This is a genomic window from Flavobacterium sasangense DSM 21067 (genome assembly GCF_000686885.1).
Classification (GTDB): Bacteria; Bacteroidota; Bacteroidia; order Flavobacteriales; family Flavobacteriaceae; genus Flavobacterium; species Flavobacterium sasangense.
Map to the genome: position 1 here is coordinate 1 of NZ_JMLU01000033.1, position 20,320 is coordinate 20,320.

The window sequence follows — 20,320 nt, forward strand, 5'->3', positions numbered from 1 at the left end:
CAGCATACTTTAAATTCATAACTCTTTGATTTTTAGATAAACAAAAAATTACAGTAGACTTTGCTCATTTTTTATACAGCATCTTTCTATTAAAGCAAGTGCTTAAGTACTATTGTGACTATAATGTAATTAAAACCAAGTAGATTACCCTAGTGTATGCAATATCATCTATGATGTATTTCGCCCCGATAGTATTTTGCAACTTGGTTTTGTTTATCAATTATTACTATTTCAAAGATAAATAATTCATATTTTTAAATCTTAACAAAGATATGAGCCCCGATGGGAGTGGAAATCTTTTTTCTTTTTTGTTGCCTTCGAGTACCTCAGGCAACAAAAAAAGAAAACCTCAGGCAACAAAAAAGAAAAAAATTGTAGCGGACAGCGGGACTGAAAGTCTTTATGGAATGTATAATATCTGCTTCTGAAAAAAAATTATTCTTTAGGCTCCGTTTTAGGTTGGATTTTGATTTTATTAATCCAGTGTTCGTTTAGTTTGTCGAAGTCGATGGGTTTTGAAGGTTCTTGTTTGGAAAGTTGCCCTTGATTAAACGCGGCATTTAAGATACCTTCTATATGGTAATCTTCTTTTACATCGAAAGGTTTGTATTGCGTTTTTAAATTAATGTCAAATAAATACGCGGTGGAGTTGGCCCAAAAGGCTTTCCAACTACTTTTGTACTCCTTAATTAAATCGAAAGTAGTGCTTCCGGTTTGGCGGTAAATTAATTTGACTAGGATTTGACCGTCTTTACGCGATAACTTTTTTAAACGTGGTTCGAATTCTTCCTCTAAATACTTTTCTACGATTTTAAAGTATTTCTTTTTTTCGCGACTGGTTTTTAGTTTTGCCATGGTGGCGTTTAACTGCGTTAGTTTATCTGCCGTTAATTTGGCATACGGATATACTTTAAAGATTCTTCTCTTTAATATTAACTTGGCTTTTTTGTCTTCGTCCATCGAATACACATTGTCGGGCGTGAAAATGATTTCCTTTAATTCGATAGAATATATAATAGAGGAATCCTGTTGCGTCATGCGCAAGGTGTCGGTTTCGGTTTGAGCAAAAGAAAAAGTAGTAATGAATAGGAATAAACTACTTAATAATAACTTATACATGGTGTTTGTTTTTAACTTTTTAACTCACTGCAAAAAGTAAACCAAAATTATTGAAATTATGTGAAACTCTAATATCTTATTTTTAAATTAGCAAAAAATTATATTTTAAGATGAGTACAAAATCGATATTAAAGAAGTCGTCGATGACTTTTTTGGAAAATTATTTGAATAATGCCTCTCCAACCGGACATGAAGCGGAAGGGCAAAAACTTTGGATGGACTATTTAAAACCCTACGTTGATACCTTTATTACCGATACGTATGGAAGTGCAGTTGGCGTTATCAATCCAGACGCTCCTTATAAAGTAGTGATTGAAGGGCATGCGGATGAAATTTCGTGGTATGTGAATTACATTACCGATGACGGATTAATCTACGTGATTAGAAACGGAGGTTCGGATCATCAGATTGCGCCATCGAAGCGTGTGAACATTCATACGAAGAAGGGTATTGTGCGTGGTGTTTTTGGTTGGCCAGCGATTCACACTAGAGGAAGAAGCGGAAAAGCAGAAGAAACAGCAAAAATAGAAAACATATTTATTGATTGTGGTTGCTCTACGAAAGCCGAAGTTGAAGCTTTAGGCGTTCATGTGGGTTGTGTGATTACGTATCCAGATACTTTTGAGATTTTAAACCACGATAAATTTGTGTGTAGAGCCATTGATAACCGCATGGGTGGTTTTATGATTGCCGAAGTAGCGCGTTTATTAAAGGAGAACAAAAAGAAATTGCCTTTTGGATTGTACATCGTGAACTCGGTGCAGGAGGAAATTGGTCTGCGTGGTGCCGAAATGATTACCCAACGCATTAAACCGAACGTTGCCATAGTAACCGATGTTTGCCACGATACCACTACTCCAATGATTGATAAAAAAATTGAAGGTGATTTAAAAATGGGACGCGGACCTGTTATTGCCTACGCTCCTGCGACACAAAACGTTTTACGTGAAATGATTGTGGACACGGCCGTAGAAAACAAAATACCTTTCCAACGCCATGCGACTTCTCGCGTTACCGGAACCGATACCGATGCTTTTGCGTACAGCAATGGCGGAGTTGCCTCGGCTTTGATTTCGTTACCGTTGCGTTATATGCACACCACAGTAGAAATGGTACACCGAGACGACGTAGAAAATGTAATTAAATTGATTTACGAAACGCTATTGAAAATTGAAAATAACGAAACGTTTAGTTATTTTAAATAAAAAAAACGTCCATTCGAGTGTTTTTTGTGAAGTGAAGCGGAACAAAAAATGTATCGAGAATAGTTTTTTTTACAATTAAAACCTAAAATCCTCATTTGTTTGAGGATTTTTTTTGCACTTTTTTGAAGTTTTTTGAAAATGTACAGAAAATCTACAGCAATTTATTTGTGGGAATTTTGTTATATTGCAGGGGAAAAGTATCAAATTATTTTTTTGAGTTTAAAATTGTGGGTTTAAATAAATTAAAACATTATGAGTGATATACAAACTTTAATAAAAATTGAAAACAAATTACAAATAAAATTTGGAAATTATGAAGACTGGCAAAATATTAGAAAATCAAAACAAGAAAACAAAAATAATAAATCGACTAATGAAACAATAGAGCATAACAATAGATTGGAGAGTCAGCAATTAGTAACAATAGATAAACAAGGAAAAATAACAGAAATTTTTCTTAATGGAATCGAGCTTACAGAAATACCTGAAGAAGTATTTGAACTTAAAAACTTAAAAAGGTTCGATTGTGTCAATAATCGTTTAACATCAATTTCTACTAAATTTTCAGAATTATCTGAACTAAATACAATTTTTTTATTTTCAAACAAAATCGAAGAAATTCCTGAACAAGTTATATTTCATAAATCTTTAAAAAAATTAGAAATTCATGACAATCCTATAAAAACAATACCACCAGAGTTATTTGAAGGAAATATTAGAAAAAACACCTTAGAAGCAATTAGAAATTATTTAAACTCTTTAAAAGCTGGTACAAAGAACTTAAATGAAGTTAAAGTCATTATTGTTGGTGATGGTGGTGCTGGAAAAACTTCTTTACAAAAATTATTAACAAATGAAGACTTCAACCCCCAAGAATCTCAAACACATGGAATAAACATTAAACATCTGACTTTAAGACCAAATAAAAAAAATGTTAAGTATCGATTATGGGATTTTGGAGGTCAAGAAATAATGCATGCAACACATCAATTTTTTCTTTCTAGAAGAAGCATTTACATAATACTCCTAAATGCAAGAGAAGAACCAAATCCTGAATATTGGTTGAATCACATAAAAAGTTTTGGAGGAAATTCACCAGTGCTCGTTGTAATAAACAAAACTGATGAAAACCCTGCTTTTGATATTAATCGTCTCTTCTTGAAAGAAAAATATCCAAACATCATTGATTTTATTAAAATTTCATGCGCAAATGGTGTAGGTATAGAAAGTGTCAAAACCGCACTAAAAAAATCTGTGTTAGAAATTAAAGACTTAAATAGCCAGTGGGCTTTGTCTTGGTTTAAAGTTAAAACCATTTTAGAAAACATGTCTTCAAGTTTCATTAGTTATGATGAGTTCACAAATCTTTGTCATGAAAATGGTGTTTACGACGCTTCTAGCCAGAATACTTTAGTAGAATATCTTAATGATTTAGGGATAATATTACATTTTAAAGATTTCGAACTTAGTGACACGCATGTTTTAGACCCTGAATGGGTAACTTATGCTGTTTATAAAATAATAAATTCAAAAAAACTTGCTGACAATAAAGGCCTGTTAAAACTATCTGAGATTAAAACAATTCTAAACTCAAAAGAAGGAGATAAAGAATTTAAATATCCATCATCTACATTAAATTACATAATAGAATTAATGATGAAATTTGAACTTTGTTATAAAGTGTCTAATTCAGAAATTTTAGTGCCCGATTTATTAGAAGTTCAAGAACCATTGTTCAAACCAAATGATATTAATCCTCTTAAAGTGATTATTTCTTATGGTTTTCTTCCAAAATCAATAATGCCAAGGCTTATTGTTAATTTACATAATGATATATTTAATCAATTAAGATGGAGAACAGGACTTATCGTTTACGATAAAAGTTTAGAGGCTTATGCAAAAATAACTGTTGACTATGAATCAAAAAATATTAATATAGAAGTTTTTGGTGATAAAAAAAGGGACTATCTATCAATAATTTTATTTATTATTAGAAAAATAAATTCAAGTTTTAAAGGTCTTGAAAATAAAATTAACATACCCGTTAAGGGCGCACCAAATGTTACAATTTCACACTCACATTTACTCACACTTGAATCTAAAGGAATTACTAAATATATACCTGAAGGTCTAGATTACGAGGTAAACGTAAAAGAAATGCTTGGCACAATACAAAGTGAAAAGTCTTTTGAGGAAGAAATTTTTGCTTTATTGGATAAATTAGTAACGAAAGCTGATGATAATGAAAGTATAGCTGAAAAAGCAAACGAAATAATTCAAATGCAGCCTAATTTTTTTGGAATGGGAATCAATATAAATGCACTTGTTAAAAGATACTTAAAAAAATAAATAAAACTATAAAATAATATAATATTTTAAAATCTCTTAAGAGTTATGTCCTTCAATAATTAAAAACAAAAAATCCCGCTTTCGCGGGATTTTCTATTATCTTCTTTTACGAGCGTCGTTGACCAGTTTTATAATTTCTTCTGATTTTGATTTCTCGGCGTAATCTGAGATGGTTAAACCGTTAGAATCTTCTGCTCTGTAATCGGCACCGTTTCTAATTAAGTAGGAGACAATTTGCGGTTGGTTAAATAAGATGGCGTACATCAAAGGTGTTGTGCCACGTTCGTCTTTTTTGTTAACGTCTACTCCTATTTCTACTAACTGTTGCACTTTTCCTAAATCGCCTTTACTAATGGCTACATTTAACTGTGATGGTGTTGGTTTTACAACGGCAACTGGTGTTGTGCTTGTTGTTGTACTTTCACTTGCTTGTAACGCACTGGTAAACAACATGGCTACTGCGGGTACGATTACCCAAAATCTGTTCGTTTTTTTTCATGATGATTGATTTTTAATGATTGATATGAATAGGACGAACGCAAAGGAATATCGTTACACTCGTACTACAATTCTAACAAAACTTTAACGAATGGGATAAAAAAAAGTCGGTGAAGTACCGACTTTTGCTTTTTACTGTATGATTTACTCTTGAATTCTATTTTTTAAATCCATGCTCGCATGTAAGATTCTGGTGATTTCGATTTGTGTTAGACTTAGCTTTCTAAAAAATATCAAATGCTCACCCGATTTGTAACCAAAAAGCGCTGGATGAATCTTTTCATAATTTCTTCCCAAGTTTTGATTTTCGGCTAAAAGTTGACAATCTTGCAGCAGTTCCAAATAATATTTGTCGGCTTGGCGTTCTGACCAAGTGTCAAAGGTATATTCCCAAATACTTGATAAATCTTCAACGGCTTTGTTGGTTAACACATAACTAGCCATTTTTTTTCATAGCCTTTAACGATTCTAAATGTTTTTTAGGATCAAAATCTTTTGCTATGCCACTTTGAATTCCTTCGGAAATGGCGTTTTTAAGTGCTGTGATTTTAGTTTCTTCATCTTCCAACAATCGCAATCCGGCACGAATTACTTCGCTAGCGTTTTTGAATCTTCCTTCCGAAACTCTGTCATCTACAAACTTTTCAAAGTAATCTCCTAAAGAAACCGATGTATTACGTCCCATAATTTCTTTTTTTTGTAAAGTTACCAAAAATTGGTAACAATGAAATAAAAATGTTTAATTTTTTTGGATGGAAATTTAGTTTTATCTTGGCTTTCACGTTTTAGATTATGCTTTGAGAAAAATTCTAAACACAAGTCAACAAAATTTCCACTATGATTTCTATTTTACCACATAACTTTGATTCCTTATTTACAGACAAACAAGAAAAATGGACATTGGCGCAAACTTGCATGAATCGTTTATCCAAAAATTTTGATATCACGGAAACAAGCAAACCAAAAATTGATGATTTCTATATTTTAGCTTCTAAAAGTAAACCTATTTATTTCTCGGCTTGGGAAGTAAAAAAGCAAGAACAAGCGTTCAAACTTTGTTTGGTTCAATTTGAAACTTCGTATACCACCGCTAACCAATTTGGCGGAAGCACTCATACCGACACAAGTTTTTATTTGTACGGTCAATTGAAAATTAAAGGAAATTTTGGAACCGTTTTAATAAGACCTGAAACTTTTGGAGATAAAATCACGGAATTGTTTGTAAAAACAGAAGTTGATTTTGAATTGTATCCTTTATTCAGTTATAAATATTTTGTCGCTTCCGACGAACTTGAACCACTTATTAAAACTTTACCTACTGAACTTATAGAATTTTTAGAAAAGATAAATGGACTTCAAATTGAATTTAGAAATCAATATTGTTTGTTTCGTTTGCCCAAAGCAATGAACCCAGAAGAAGCCGTAAAATTATGCTTAATCGGAATTGAGCTGGATAAAATTTTGAATAAGTAAGAATTAAATAAAAGAGAACCCAATTGTTTCATTACAAAGATTACCATTTTATAATTGACAAAACCACACGAAAAGATTCGAGCGGGAGAGATAGTAAATCAATCAAAAAATTACTATAAATGACATTAAAATATAAAATTGCATTAACAATTTACGCCACATTAGTCATAGGATTACTTGGTTTTTTGCTAATGTGGGCTTTAGGAATGAATGAAAACTCAAAACTTGTTTTTTCAGATTATCTAACAATCCTATTTGTTTTTTTACACATTATATTTTTAGGTATTTTCACATCTCAAAAAAACAAAATTGTTTTTAGTGTAGTTAATTTGGTAGCATTATTAATAAGTATTGCTTTTGTAGTATTCTTTATTTATAATATGGATTGGGGATTTGAAACCATTACATTTACGATATTATATACTTACTCAGTTTCAGTATTAGTAATTTATAATTTGAAAAATATTCAATTGTAATTATTTAGATTCTAACAAAAAACAAAGAATCCCGAGCTAACTCGGGATTCTTTCTATATAAAAGTATGAATTATCTATTTTGTAAATAACTCAAAACATTCTTCTCAATTCTTTCATTGATGTTGGAAATATCGGCTTTTACGAATTTCTCTCCAATGATGTTTTCGAATAACTCAATGTAACGTTCTGAAACCGTTTCGATGTATTCGTCGGTCATGTTTGGAATTTGTTGCCCTTCTTTTCCTTGGAACCCGTTTTCAATTAACCATCGACGTACGAACTCTTTTGATAACTGTTTTTGTTCTTCGCCATTTGCTTGTCTTTCAGCGTAACCTTCTGCGTAGAAATAACGAGAAGAATCAGGCGTATGGATTTCGTCGATTAATACGATTTGTCCGTCTTTTGTTTTCCCGAATTCGTATTTAGTATCTACTAAGATTAAACCTCGAGAAGCTGCAATTTCAGTTCCTCTTTGGTATAATGCTCTGGTGTATTTTTCTAAAACTAGATAATCTTCTTCGGTTACAATTCCGTTGGCTAAGATAGCTTCGCGTGAAATATCTTCGTCGTGCGAACCATTATCCGCTTTTGTTGTTGGCGTGATGATTGGTGTTGGGAATTTATCGTTTTCTTTTAAACCTTCTGGCATTTCCACACCGCAAAGGATTCTTCTTCCTGCTGCATATTCACGTGCTGCATGTCCTGATAAATACCCGCGAATTACCATTTCTACTTTAAACGGCTCACATAAATGTCCTACCGCCACGTTTGGATCTGGTGTTGCTACTAACCAATTCGGTACAATATCAGCAGTTAATTCCATGAACTTCGTAGCAATTTGATTAAGGATTTGCCCTTTGTAAGGAATTCCTTTTGGTAAAACCACATCAAATGCCGAAAGACGGTCGGTAGCAACCATCACTAATAAGTCATCATTGATATTGTAAACTTCTCTAACTTTTCCACGGTACACCGATTTTTGACCTGGAAAATTGAAATTGGTAGTCGTAATTGTATTCATTATGTTGTGTTGTTGTTTGTCGTGCAAAAGTAAACTATTTATTTTCTTCCAAAAATTATTTCATAAAAAAAGAGAAGCTTAAATGAACTTCTCTTTTTTTATTTTTTAAAAATTATTTAAACATGATGTTATAGGTTACGCCTACTCCTAAAGAACGAATCGTAATGTCTTCGGCAAAGGTGTTTTGGTAATAGCCGTAGATATTCCATTTTTTGTTGTGATATCCAATTTGTGGGTTGAAATACAATCCGCCTGAATTATCAACGTTAGTTAGAAATCCGTAACCGAAATCGGCACCTACAAACACACCTTCAGTTTGAAAATAGTAACGAGCAAAACCTGCTAACGGAATCACTCCGAAGTCATCAAATTCATCTTTTCCAAAAAAATGATTGTATCCAGAAGCAATACCAACACCAAAATGAGGTGTAAATAAATATTGTCCTCTTACATCAACTCCCACATTGAAAGACGAAATATCTTTTGCATCTCCCATTGGCACACCAGCAGTTAATCCTGCTTTAAACCAAGAATTCTTTGTAGTAATATCCACTTCAGGAATTTCTTGACCATAACTTAAACCATAACATAACGTGGCTAAAAACAAAACAGCTTTTTTCATACTTGTAAATTTTAAGGTTTACCATTGGAACGATGAAAATTGGGGTTTTATTTTTGTAATTGGCGAATTATAAGATTTTTTTAACGTTTATAAAAATGTTTAAATTAGTAAAATTAAGATGTGCATTACTTTAAAAATTCTCTTCCTTCAACATTTTCTAGAATACTCATTTGCTGAATAGCAATACGGTTGAGTTTGATTAATCGTTCACTTTGTGGAATATTTTCATCAATTAAAACGGCGTTTAAATTTTCCATATTACTCAAACAAATCAATTCATTAATAGTTGCATAATCACGCATATTCCCTTTTAAATCTGGATTTTGTTCACGCCATTCTTTAGCGGTTATCCCAAAAAGTGCCACATTTAACACGTCTGCTTCGTTAGCATAAACTAAAGCCGTTTGTTGTAATGTTAGTTCTTGTGGAATTAAATTATGTTTGATAGCATCGGTATGAATTCGATAATTAATTTTAGCTAATTCTCTTTTAGCAGACCAACCAATTTGTTTTTGTTCTTCTTCTTTAAGACGTTGGAATTCTGTTATTAAATAGAGTTTAAATGATACACTTATAGCTGAACCAAATTCAAATGCGATATCTTTATGTGCATATGTCCCTCCATATTTACCTTTTTTTACTATAATTCCAACTGCATTTGTTTTTTCAATCCATTCTGAAGCACTTAAAACAAAATTTGTTAATCCTGCTTGCATTTTAAAGTGGTCAGATTCGACCACTTTAAAAAATGGATTATTAATTTGCTCCCAAACACTTAAAAACTCAATAGCATATCTATTTCTTATCCAGTTTTTTATAATATCTGCAGCTCTACCATCCCTTCTTTAGAATTAGCCATATCTGTAAGTGATATGTAATCTTTTTCATTTATAGATATAACCGTTATTTCATTATCATTTACCTTTATTTTAGCCATAATTATAACTTAAAATGGAATATCTAATCATTATTCTCAATACTCTTATATGCATCAATAATTTTCTTCACTAATCTGTGACGTACGATGTCTTTATCATCTAAGTAAATGATTCCGATGCCTTCTACATCTTTCAATACTAAAAGCGCTTCTTTCAATCCTGAAATGGTTCTTCTCGGTAAATCCACCTGACCTGGGTCGCCCGTGATGATGAATTTGGCGTTTTTTCCCATACGGGTTAAGAACATTTTCATTTGGGAATGTGTCGTATTTTGAGCTTCATCTAAAATTACAAAAGCATTATCTAACGTTCGTCCACGCATAAAAGCTAAAGGTGCTATTTGAATGATTCCTTTTAACAAATAGTCTTCTAAAGTTTGTGGTGGCAACATATCGCGCAACGCATCATACAACGGTTGCATGTACGGATCTAGCTTTTCCTTCATATCACCCGGAAGAAAACCTAAGTTTTCCCCTGCTTCCACAGCTGGTCGCGTTAATATGATTCGCTTGACTTGTTTTTCCTTCAACGCTTTTACGGCTAAAGCGACACCTGTATACGTTTTTCCTGTTCCTGCTGGTCCAACAGCGAAAACCATGTCGTTTTTATGCACATAATCTACCAATTTTTGTTGGTTAGGCGTCATGGCTTTGATTAACTTTCCTCCTATTCCATGCACAAGAATTTTATCTCTGTCGTGCATGTGTTCGGCATCATGTTGATGACTCGTTTCTAAAACCCTCAAAATAACATTATCATCAATACTGTTGTAACGCGTAAAATGATGCATCAATCTTCTGAAGCGATTTTCAAACTCATCCAAGATTTCAGGCTCACCATACGCTTTAAGAGTAGTTCCTCGTGCTACGATTTTAAGTTTTGGATAATACTTCTTAATGGTTTCAAGATGAGCATCTTGCGCACCCCAAAATTCTTTTGGAGCAATGTCGACTAATTCAATGATTCTTTCGTTCAAAGGCTTTCTTTTTTTAATTATTTTTGAAACGCTAAAATTATAGTAGCTTTGCAATCAAATTTAGTAAAAACTACTGTTGGATTTCAAATAAGTTATAAACAAAAAAATGTCAATAATTACTTTAACTACCGACTTTGGACACAAAGACTACTTCGTAGGCGCTTTGAAAGGAAAAATTCTGTCGGAACACAAAGAAGCGGTTATTGTAGACATTTCGCACGAGATTGACTTATTCAACACATTAGAAGCGAGTTACTGTATTGAAGCCGCTTATCACAACTTTCCAAAAGGTACCATTCATATTATTGGCGTGGATAGTGAACGTGTCGGCGATACCCAACATATTGCCATGCAATGGGACGATCATTACTTCATATGTGCCGATAACGGAATTTTAAACACCTTAATTCAAAAGAAAATTCCACAGAAAATCGTTGCCATTACCATCCACGACCGATTGAATACAGATGTGAGCGATATGGATGTTTTCGTAGCGGTTGCCTGTCATATTGCACGAGGTGGTTTGTTGAATGTAATTGGAAAGGAAATTCCATCATTGAAACCAGTGAGTGTTTTAACTTCATCGATTACCAATGATTTAAGCGAAATTAAAGGACAAATCGTGTATATCGATTCATTTGGAAATTGCGTTACTAATATTTCGCACAAACAATTTAACGATACGATTAGAGGTAGAAAGTTCGAAATCGTAATCAAAAACAAAAAGTTCAGTCGTTTACACAAAAGTTATTCTGATTTTCCGGTTTCCGACGTAAAACAATTGAAAGATTTAGAAGGTGATTTCTTAGCGTTATTCAATGAAAACGGCTATTTAGAAATTGCGATATATAAAAGTAATCCAAAAACCGTAGGTTCGGCAGCAACCTTATTAGGATTGCATTTTAGAGATGCGGTATCCATTAAATTCAAATAAAATATGTTCATAAGAATTGTAAAAATGCGTTTTCACGAAGATAAAATCGAAGCTTTTTTAAATAATTTTGAAGAAGTGAAACACCACATACGAAACTTCGAAGGAAACCGTTTCTTAGAATTGTATCAAGACAAAAACGACAAACGCATTTTCTTTACGTACAGTTATTGGGAAAACGAAGAAGCGTTAGAAAATTACAAAAAATCTGCTTTGTTTGATGGCGTTTGGAGTTATACCAAAACTTTATTTAGTGATAAACCAGAAGCTTGGAGTGTTGACAGATTGGTTACTTTGAGTTAGGAGTTGGGAGAAAAACCTGAAACTTGAAACCTGAAACAAAAAAATAAAAAAAATAAATGAAAGCATTATTATTACGAGAAATAAAATCCTTTTTTGGTTCGCCGATTGGGTATTTAGTCATCGGGATTTTTCTTTTACTCAACGGATTATTTCTTTGGGTTTTTGAAGGCGAATTCAACATATTAAACTCCGGTTTTGCCGATATGAGTCCGTTTTTCAAATTGGCACCATGGATTCTAATTTTCTTAATTCCATCGGTAACGATGCGCAGTTTTTCAGATGAGAAAAAACAAGGAACTATTGAATTGTTGTTTACCAAACCGCTTTCGAATTGGGACATCGTAAACGGAAAATTCTTAGGGGCTTTAGTGTTAATCATTTTAGCGATTGTTCCAACGATTATTTATGTATTGACGATTTCGCATTTTAGTGCAGAACCTGAATCTTCAGGAAATTTTATTGCACTTTATATTTATTTAGGATTAGGATTGATTTTTTATCTTTTGAAAACAATCTTAAAAGATAAATTCATTCCAATCAAGAAAAGTATATTAGAAAACTTTGATATTTTCTATTTGATTTTAGGACTTATCGTTATTTTTTATTCAATGTCAACGATTGAGAATTTAGATATGGGAAGCACATTAGGTTCGTATTTCGGATTGTTGTTCTTAATTGCGGCTTATACGGCGATTGGAATTTTTGCTTCTACGCTTTCAGACAATCAAATTGTAGCTTTCATAATTGCAGTGTTTTGTTGTTTCTTTTTCTATTTCGGATTTGATGGCATTGCGTCTTTCCTTGGAAATTATAGTTCGATGTTTGCAGCTTTAGGAATGGATTATCACTTTAAAAGTATGAGTCGCGGTGTGTTAGATACACGTGATATTGTATATTTTGTAAGTGTGACGTTTTTATTTTTATCGGCAACGGTTTATCAACTTAAATCTTTGAAATGGTAATGAAGGAGAACAAATCAAAAGCTTTAAAGCAATTAGGAATTGTGTTTTTAGCGATTATCGTTATCAATTTAATCAGCAACTTCTTTTTCAAGCGTTTCGACTTAACACAAGACAAACGTTACACATTATCGGAAACAACTTTAAACATCATAAAAGATGTAGATAGTCCGTTATACATTGAAGTGTATTTGGAAGGGAATTTTCCGCCAGAATTCAAACGTTTACAAAACGAAACCAAACAACTTTTAGAAGAATTCACAGCTTATAATTCAAACATCATTTTCAACTTTAAAAATCCGATTGAAAAAGAGGAAACGCGAGTAGAAAAAATGAAAGAATTCTATGCGAAAGGCATGCAACCGCTAAGCATCACCGTGGAAGACAAAGGAAAACAATCGCAAGAAGTAGTTTTCCCTTGGGCACAAGCAACGTATGGCGATAGATTCACGAAAGTGGCGTTATTGAAAAATCTAATGGGTGCTTCAACCGAAGAAAAAGTAATTAGTTCGGTACAGCACTTGGAATTTGGTTTTGCAGAAGCCATCAATAAAATTTCGAAAGAAAAACAAAAGAAAATTGCCGTAATTAAAGGTAACGGAGAAGTTTTAGAACCTTTCATGGCCGATTTCTTAAGAACGGTTAAAGAAAGTTATTACATCGGACCTTTTACATTGGATTCGGTAGCAAAACAACCTACTCAGACTTTAGAAGCGCTTAAAAAATATGATTTAGCCGTAATTGCTAAACCAACGGAAGGTTTCACAGAAGAAGAAAAACAAGTGTTAGACCAGTTCATCATGAATGGTGGAAAAACCTTGTGGTTAGTCGATGCCGTTTCAGCCGACATGGACAGTTTGTACAACGAAACCGGTACGATTTTAGCCGCACAACGCGAGTTGAACTTAACCGATATGTTCTTCAAATATGGAATCCGTATCAATCCTTTGTTGGTGAAAGATGAATATGCTACGCCAATCAAACTAGCCTCAGGAAATCAAGGAAGCGAAACCCAAATGCAAGAATACACTTGGAAATTTGCGCCTTTCGTTTATCCAACTTCTACCAATCCTATCGTAAAAAACATGGAAGGGATTAAGTTTGAATTTGCTTCTCCAATCGAAATCCTGAAAAACGATATCAAGAAAACCGTTTTATTGAGTTCGTCTGAATATTCGAAAACAGTTGGAACACCAAGTCCGATTTCATTAGATATGGTAACTGAAGAAACGACTCCTGAAGAATATGAAGGAAAAGGATTGCTTCCAGTAGCTGTTTTAATGGAAGGAAAATTCAAATCAACTTACCAAAACAGAGTATTACCATTTAAAGATAATACGTTCCAATCTACAGGAAAAGAAAACAAGATGATTGTGATTTCTGATGGTGATGTGATTAAAAATCAATTAGACAAAGGCGTTCCTTTAGAATTAGGTTTTGACAAGTGGACCAATCAACTATATGGCAACAAAGAGTTCTTAATGAACTGTGTAAATTACCTTTTAGACGACAACGGACTTATTAACATCCGAAGTAAAGATGTCGATTTACCACTTTTAAATAAGGAAGAAGTCTATAAAAATTACACTATTGCACAAATGGTAACTGTCGGATTACCAATAGTTATTTTAGCTATCTTTGGGTTTTTATTTACTTTCTTACGCAAAAGAAAATATAGCCGCTAGTTGTTAATAAAATTGTTTTTGCGATTGAACAGAATTAGAATATATTTGTGAAATATAAAATCAAATCACGATTTTAAAATACAAGATGATGAAGTTTATAGTATCGAGTTCGTATTTATTAAAACAATTACAAGTTTTAGGAAGTGTTATCAACAGCAGTAACACCTTACCTATCCTTGATAATTTCCTTTTTGAATTAGACAACAACCAATTAAAAGTTTCAGCTTCTGATTTAGAAACAACGATGACGGCTACGTTAGAAATTGATTCTACAAGTCAAGGAAGCGTTGCTATTCCAGCGAAACTTTTATTAGATATCTTAAAAACCTTCCCAGAGCAACCGTTAACATTTACTGTTGAAGACAATTCAACTGTAGAAATTAGCTCAAACTCGGGTAAATATGCAATTGCTTACGCACCAGGAGAAGAATTCCCTAAGGCAGTAGTTTTAGATGATCCTTCAAAAACATTAGTTCCTGCGGAAGTATTAGCAACTGCAGTAAGTAAAACCATCTTCGCTGCTGGAAACGATGATTTACGCCCTGTAATGAGTGGTGTTTTCTTCCAATTTTCACCAGAAGGATTAATTTTCGTAGCAACAGACGCTCACAAATTAGTAAAATATGCACGTACTGATGTAAAAGCATCTCAAGTAGCTGATTTTATTATGCCAAAAAAACCTTTAAACATTTTAAAAGGAATTTTAGGCGCTTCTGATGCAGAAGTAGCTATCGAATACAACGATTCTAATGCAACGTTCTCTTTCGAGAATTATGTATTGACTTGTCGTTTAATCGATGGAAAATATCCAAACTACGAAGCGGTTATTCCAAAAGAAAATCCAAACAAATTATTAATCAACAGAGTTCAGTTTTTAAACTCAGTTCGTCGTGTGGCAATTTTTGCTAACAAAACGACACACCAAATTCGTTTAAAAATTGCTGGTACTGAATTGAATATTTCGGCAGAAGATATCGATTATTCAAACAAAGCAGACGAGCGTTTGACTTGTGATTACCAAGGAGACGATATGCAAATCGGGTTCAATTCTCGTTTCTTAACTGAAATGTTGAATAATTTATCAAGTGATGAAATCCAATTAGAAATGTCGATGCCAAACCGTGCGGGTATTTTAACTCCAGTAGACGGCTTAGACGAAGGCGAAACAGTTACGATGCTAGTAATGCCAGTAATGTTGAGCAACTAATTCAAAATATTTGATTTTACAGTTTAACTGAGAATCTTATTACCAACCTTAACTAACTTAAAAACCACTTGGCTTTGCTTTGTGGTTTTTTAATTTTAATTTCATTGGCTCGCGGATAAAACGGATATACAAGCGCGGGTTTTTTTTTTAAACACATAGACACAATAGAATTGCTTTGTGTTGATTTTAGACGTTTCACTTTACATAGTTCACAATAGAATATACGCTTAGTTTGTCATGCTGGTAAGCATCTCTTGAACTAGTGATATATTTTAAGAACGCGGATGAAGCAAATTTGACTGATGTTCGCGAATTGTTATTTAAACGTAAAGAAAAACTTGGTGTAACTCTGTGTTAAACTTCGTGAGACTTTGTGTAACAACTCCAAACAAAAAAACTTCTAACTTCTAACTTCTAACTTCTGACTTTAATTTATCTTTGTAAACTAAATTTAGAACATGATTCCACAAGAAACTATAGTTGCTTTGGCTACACCATCAGGAGCGGGTGCGATTGCTATTATTCGATTATCAGGTAAAGAAGCTATATCAATAGCAGCTGACGTATTTCAATCGGTTTCAGGGAAAGATATTACGAAACAGAAAACTCATACGATTCATTTGGGACATATTGTGGATAATGGAAAAGTGTATGACCAAGTGTTGCTTTCTATTTTCAAAGGTCCGAATTCGTACACTGGGGAAAACGTGATTGAAATTTCATGTCATGGCTCTACTTTTATCCAACAACAAATTATCCAATTATTACTTCGTAAAGGCGCAAAAATGGCTCAGGCAGGTGAATTTACCTTACGCGCTTTTTTAAACGGGAAATTAGACTTATCGCAAGCAGAAGCCGTGGCTGACTTAATTGCTTCGGATAATGAAGCGTCACACCAAATTGCCATGCAACAAATGCGCGGTGGTTTCAGTAACGAGATTGCCAAACTACGTGAAGAATTATTGAATTTCGCCTCTTTAATCGAATTGGAATTAGACTTTGCCGAAGAAGATGTCGAATTTGCCGATAGAACCCAATTTCATGAATTATTAGAGCGAATTGAATTCGTTTTAAAACGTCTAATTGATTCGTTTGCTGTTGGTAACGTAATTAAAAATGGTATTCCAGTAGCCATTGTGGGCGAACCTAATGTAGGAAAATCGACTTTATTGAATGCTTTATTAAACGAAGAACGTGCTATTGTTTCTGACATTGCGGGAACAACACGTGATACAATTGAAGACGAATTGGTTATTAATGGTATTGGTTTTAGATTTATTGATACAGCAGGAATTCGTGAAACAAAAGATGTGGTGGAAAGTATTGGGATTCAAAAGACGTTTGAAAAGATTGAGCAAGCTCAGGTAGTTTTGTTTCTTGTTGACAGTACAGAACTAACAATGGAGAGTTTGGAAGGTTTGAAAGTAGAAGTAGAAAAAATTAAAAACAAATATCCACAAAAAGCATTACTTACGATATTTAATAAAAAAGATAAACTAGATGAGAGTTTACTCCGAAATCTAGAATCTCAAATTGAAAATTCAATTTTTATTTCTGCCAAACAAAAAGTAGGTATTGACGAATTAAAAAATGAATTAATGTCATTTGTAAATACTGGCGCTTTACGCAATAACGAAACCATTGTAACCAATACGCGTCATTACGATTCTTTATTAAAAGCTTTAGAAGAAGTCCAAAAAGTAAAATGGGGATTAGATTCAGGGCTTTCTTCAGACTTGATGGCGATTGATATTCGAAGTGCATTGTATTTCTTTGGTGAGATTACAGGGGAGGTTACTAATGATGAACTCTTGGGAAACATTTTTGCGAATTTCTGTATCGGGAAGTAACTATACTTCTCTTTCTTGTTAAGCATCTGTTTTTGTTGGGTTTACGGATTTTTTTCTTCCTTTATTTGTTGCCAAACTGCCTTTTTTTAAATATATTTGTTGTTCAATTGTTGCCATAATATCATTTTTGTTGCCCAAATAACCAAATGATATGAAGTAGAGAAATAGTGCTACATATTGCTACACTTCGCTACCTATTGCAACATAAAGCAACATTTTATGAGCAGTAATATTTCTATTCCAAAAGTATGTAATCATTGTGGCAAAACTTATATTGCCCACAAAACCACTACAAGATATTGCAGTCACAAATGCAATCAACGCGATTACAAATTAAAAGCCAAACAGCAGAAGATTGAACAAACACTACTGGAACAACAAAACATCATTGTTTCAAAGAATGACACTCAAATCTTAAATCCTAATTCACTACTTACTAAAAACTATTTATCAATCCAAGATACTGCCGACCTCATCGGTGTAAGTCGTTGGACTATTAATAGGATGGTCAAACGTGGAGAATTACAAATTCACAAATTTGGAAGAAAGAAAATTATTCAGAAAGAGCAAATAGAAAACCTTTTTAAATCTTAACACTATGAAAGTCACACTAAGAGAAAGATTAAAAGGTAATAGCATCAGTTTATATCTTGACTATTATCACAAGGGAAAAAGAAAAAACGAGTTTTTAAGACTATACCTCAACCCAGACCCTAAAACTAAGGCTGAAAAAGATGTAAACAAAAAAACACGAGAGCTTGCAGAAACTATTCGAGCACAAAGACAAATAGAAATGCAAAACGGAACTTTTGGCTTTCATGATATTGAAAAGCTAAAAGGAAGTTTTACAGCTTATTTACTAAAGCTTTCTGAAGACCGTAATACCAGTGATGGTAATTATGGTAATTGGGATAGTATGATAAAGCACTTTAAAACCTTTGCTCCTTACGATGTAAGCTTTCAAGATTTAGATAGAAAGTTAGTAGAGAATTTCAGAACCTATTTAGATTCTAAAGCAGAATCCAAAAGCAAAAAGAAACTTTCTCAAAACTCTAAATATTCATATTTCAATAAATTTAAAGCTGCACTAAAACAAGCGGTTAAAGATGGTATTATAAAAACCAATCCAGGTGAAGGTGTTGATACCTTTAAGCAAGGAGAACCGCAAAGAGAATTTCTAACTTTAGAAGAATTACAAAAATTGGTTCCAGTAGAATGTGAACTGCCAGAACTAAAAAAAGCCTTTTTATTTTCAGCTCTTACAGGTTTACGTTGGTCAGATATTGAAAAACTAAAATGGTCTGAAATCCAACACTCTAATGATTATGGCTATTACATAAGATTCAGACAAAAGAAAACCAAAGGAGCAGAAACACAACCAATCTCAGAACAAGCAGTAAGCTTATTAGGAGAACGCAAAGAACCTGATGATAAAATCTTTGATGCTTTGAATTATAGTGCTTGGTCAAACCTAAAATTACAGCAATGGGTTTATAAAGCAGGTATTCATAAAGATATTACGTTCCATTGTGCAAGGCATACTTATGCAACATTGCAATTAACACTGGGAACTGATATTTATACAGTATCAAAAATGTTAGGTCATAAAGAATTGAGAACCACTCAAATTTATGCTAAAATCATTGACGAGAAAAAACACGAAGCAGCCAACAAAATTAAATTAGATTTCTAGTTATGAGTAAAGATATTATTAATGATCTAATCTATTTAAATCCTGTATCAAAAGACAACAGAACAGATGCAAAGATTAATGAAGAACTAAAAAGTTTAGTAAAAGAATATCCTATTGCAACTCCTCTTTATGAGATTGAGTTTAAAAAGGCTATTACTCCTATTCGAAAATATTACACGGAACTTATAAAAAACTTCATTACAAGTAAGCTGAACGAAATAATTTCAAACAGCAAAACAGATAAACTAGAGGAAGAATACCAATATTTATATGCAGTTGCCGAAAGCGGAATAAAACAATATTTTAATTTCATTAGAGAGCATATCGAAAATAATAATCTTACAGAAGATTTATACAAAAGTCCTTCCAGAGACAAAAAAAGCGATGAAGCTTATGTAATTCATTTTATGAAATACAATTGCATAATGTTATTTATGGAACTTCAAGAACGTTTCAAAGGTAAAGCCGAGTTTGAAATAATGGAATTAGAAGAAATACAAGAAACATATTTATATGAAGAAGCTTCAAAAGATTTAGTAATCAAACCATACGAAGGCAGTCCAATTCATTACACCGAGAAAATCAAGGAAGACGCAAAAGCGTTCAGACCAATTAAAGGTGATTTAGAAGACAGACGTGAAAACAATAAAATAATCAAATTTGATGATTTAATTGCAAAACCTGACCAATTTGTAATTCATGAAAAAACATTGAATGAATACGGCATAATCGATAACGAATATGAGTTTATTTTCAAAAAAGGAAACAAACAGCTTTTAGCTGCATTTATTTTACAACTAAAAAACAAAGGCTACTTCAATGAGTTTACTTTCCCAGGCAGAAAACCTATTAGAGATTCTAAAATAACTGATTTTTTTGCTCACAGATATGGAAACAATAGCGACATAGACAAAGAATACAGAAATTTTAAAGGTACAAAAGCTTTAATATTTAAACTATTAGTAGATAAAACCTATTGGTTAGACAAAATATCCTAAAATCAAAAAGTGGTATT

Annotated in this window: 21 protein-coding genes; 13 read left to right on the forward strand and 8 right to left on the reverse strand. The window is 32.8% G+C overall.

Annotation, left to right across the window (positions count from 1 at the left end):
* Positions 1 to 435 precede the first annotated feature (435 nt).
* Positions 436 to 1,119: a DUF4294 domain-containing protein gene (locus BP92_RS0112085; RefSeq protein ID WP_026726294.1), complete on the reverse strand. Its 684-nt coding sequence runs from the start codon at positions 1,117 to 1,119 to the stop codon at positions 436 to 438.
* Between the two features lie 110 nt (positions 1,120 to 1,229).
* Here BP92_RS0112085 and BP92_RS0112090 point away from each other — a divergent pair, with 110 nt between their 5' ends.
* Together BP92_RS0112090 and BP92_RS0112100 are read left to right on the forward strand one after the other, a co-directional pair.
* Positions 1,230 to 2,324 carry a M42 family metallopeptidase gene (locus tag BP92_RS0112090; protein WP_026726295.1) on the forward strand — a complete coding sequence of 365 codons (1,095 nt, stop codon included), beginning with the start codon at positions 1,230 to 1,232 and terminating at the stop codon, positions 2,322 to 2,324.
* Between the two features lie 252 nt (positions 2,325 to 2,576).
* Positions 2,577 to 4,673: a COR domain-containing protein gene (locus BP92_RS0112100; protein WP_026726296.1), complete on the forward strand. Its 2,097-nt coding sequence runs from the start codon at positions 2,577 to 2,579 to the stop codon at positions 4,671 to 4,673.
* A 96-nt stretch (positions 4,674 to 4,769) separates the two neighbouring features.
* Here the strand turns inward: BP92_RS0112100 and BP92_RS16265 are convergent, their stop codons facing one another.
* The 3 genes from BP92_RS16265 to BP92_RS0112115 form a co-directional block, all read right to left on the reverse strand.
* Entirely contained in the window at positions 4,770 to 5,126 is a 357-nt protein-coding gene (locus BP92_RS16265; RefSeq protein WP_051604471.1) for an ankyrin repeat domain-containing protein, read from the reverse strand.
* 189 nt (positions 5,127 to 5,315) lie between these two features.
* Positions 5,316 to 5,615: a type II toxin-antitoxin system RelE/ParE family toxin gene (locus tag BP92_RS0112110; RefSeq protein WP_026726297.1), complete on the reverse strand. Its 300-nt coding sequence runs from the start codon at positions 5,613 to 5,615 to the stop codon at positions 5,316 to 5,318.
* Complete coding sequence (locus BP92_RS0112115) at positions 5,608 to 5,856, reverse strand: type II toxin-antitoxin system ParD family antitoxin (protein WP_026726298.1); 249 nt, start codon at positions 5,854 to 5,856, stop codon at positions 5,608 to 5,610. The genes BP92_RS0112110 and BP92_RS0112115 overlap by 8 nt, the downstream gene beginning before the upstream one ends.
* A 152-nt stretch (positions 5,857 to 6,008) precedes the next feature.
* On the opposite strand from BP92_RS0112115, the gene BP92_RS0112120 reads away from it, so the two are divergent.
* Entirely contained in the window at positions 6,009 to 6,644 is a 636-nt protein-coding gene (locus BP92_RS0112120; RefSeq protein ID WP_026726299.1) for a hypothetical protein, read from the forward strand.
* 119 nt (positions 6,645 to 6,763) lie between these two features.
* Complete coding sequence (locus tag BP92_RS16270; RefSeq protein ID WP_026726300.1) at positions 6,764 to 7,120, forward strand: hypothetical protein; 357 nt, start codon at positions 6,764 to 6,766, stop codon at positions 7,118 to 7,120.
* A 70-nt stretch (positions 7,121 to 7,190) separates the two neighbouring features.
* Here BP92_RS16270 and BP92_RS0112130 read toward each other — a convergent pair whose 3' ends face one another.
* The 4 genes from BP92_RS0112130 to BP92_RS0112145 all read right to left on the reverse strand — a co-directional run bounded on the left by BP92_RS0112130 (position 7,191) and on the right by BP92_RS0112145 (position 10,677).
* Entirely contained in the window at positions 7,191 to 8,141 is a 951-nt protein-coding gene (locus BP92_RS0112130; RefSeq protein WP_035693427.1) for a phosphoribosylaminoimidazolesuccinocarboxamide synthase, read from the reverse strand.
* Positions 8,142 to 8,253: 112 nt separating this feature from the next.
* Positions 8,254 to 8,763, reverse strand: coding sequence for a hypothetical protein (locus BP92_RS16275; RefSeq protein WP_035693430.1), 510 nt, complete (start codon positions 8,761 to 8,763; stop codon positions 8,254 to 8,256).
* 125 nt (positions 8,764 to 8,888) lie between these two features.
* The gene (locus BP92_RS16280) at positions 8,889 to 9,584 is read right to left on the reverse strand and encodes a KilA-N domain-containing protein (RefSeq protein WP_449404106.1); all 696 of its coding nucleotides are present in this window, start codon (positions 9,582 to 9,584) and stop codon (positions 8,889 to 8,891) included.
* A gap of 139 nt (positions 9,585 to 9,723) precedes the next feature.
* Positions 9,724 to 10,677 carry a PhoH family protein gene (locus tag BP92_RS0112145; protein WP_026726302.1) on the reverse strand — a complete coding sequence of 318 codons (954 nt, stop codon included), beginning with the start codon at positions 10,675 to 10,677 and terminating at the stop codon, positions 9,724 to 9,726.
* Between the two features lie 106 nt (positions 10,678 to 10,783).
* Between BP92_RS0112145 and BP92_RS0112150 the strand changes: the two genes are divergently transcribed.
* The 9 genes from BP92_RS0112150 to BP92_RS0112195 all read left to right on the forward strand — a co-directional run bounded on the left by BP92_RS0112150 (position 10,784) and on the right by BP92_RS0112195 (position 20,303).
* The gene (locus BP92_RS0112150) at positions 10,784 to 11,611 is read left to right on the forward strand and encodes an SAM hydrolase/SAM-dependent halogenase family protein (protein WP_026726303.1); all 828 of its coding nucleotides are present in this window, start codon (positions 10,784 to 10,786) and stop codon (positions 11,609 to 11,611) included.
* A 3-nt stretch (positions 11,612 to 11,614) separates the two neighbouring features.
* The gene (locus BP92_RS0112155; protein ID WP_026726304.1) at positions 11,615 to 11,911 is read left to right on the forward strand and encodes a putative quinol monooxygenase; all 297 of its coding nucleotides are present in this window, start codon (positions 11,615 to 11,617) and stop codon (positions 11,909 to 11,911) included.
* 56 nt (positions 11,912 to 11,967) lie between these two features.
* Positions 11,968 to 12,873, forward strand: coding sequence for an ABC transporter permease subunit (locus BP92_RS0112160; protein WP_026726305.1), 906 nt, complete (start codon positions 11,968 to 11,970; stop codon positions 12,871 to 12,873).
* On the forward strand, positions 12,873 to 14,555 hold the full coding sequence (gene gldG / locus BP92_RS0112165; RefSeq protein ID WP_026726306.1) for a gliding motility-associated ABC transporter substrate-binding protein GldG: 1,683 nt from the start codon (positions 12,873 to 12,875) through the stop codon (positions 14,553 to 14,555). The genes BP92_RS0112160 and gldG overlap by 1 nt, the downstream gene beginning before the upstream one ends.
* Positions 14,556 to 14,643: 88 nt before the next feature.
* Positions 14,644 to 15,762, forward strand: a complete 1,119-nt coding sequence (dnaN, locus tag BP92_RS0112170) for a DNA polymerase III subunit beta (RefSeq protein WP_026726307.1) — start codon at positions 14,644 to 14,646, stop codon at positions 15,760 to 15,762.
* 458 nt (positions 15,763 to 16,220) lie between these two features.
* Positions 16,221 to 17,612 carry a tRNA uridine-5-carboxymethylaminomethyl(34) synthesis GTPase MnmE gene (gene mnmE / locus BP92_RS0112175; RefSeq protein WP_026726308.1) on the forward strand — a complete coding sequence of 464 codons (1,392 nt, stop codon included), beginning with the start codon at positions 16,221 to 16,223 and terminating at the stop codon, positions 17,610 to 17,612.
* Between the two features lie 219 nt (positions 17,613 to 17,831).
* On the forward strand, positions 17,832 to 18,206 hold the full coding sequence (locus BP92_RS0112185; RefSeq protein ID WP_026726309.1) for a helix-turn-helix domain-containing protein: 375 nt from the start codon (positions 17,832 to 17,834) through the stop codon (positions 18,204 to 18,206).
* A 4-nt stretch (positions 18,207 to 18,210) separates the two neighbouring features.
* Complete coding sequence (locus tag BP92_RS0112190; RefSeq protein ID WP_026726310.1) at positions 18,211 to 19,305, forward strand: site-specific integrase; 1,095 nt, start codon at positions 18,211 to 18,213, stop codon at positions 19,303 to 19,305.
* A gap of 2 nt (positions 19,306 to 19,307) precedes the next feature.
* Positions 19,308 to 20,303, forward strand: coding sequence for a DUF6617 family protein (locus tag BP92_RS0112195; RefSeq protein ID WP_026726311.1), 996 nt, complete (start codon positions 19,308 to 19,310; stop codon positions 20,301 to 20,303).
* The last annotated feature ends 17 nt before the right edge of the window (positions 20,304 to 20,320 follow it).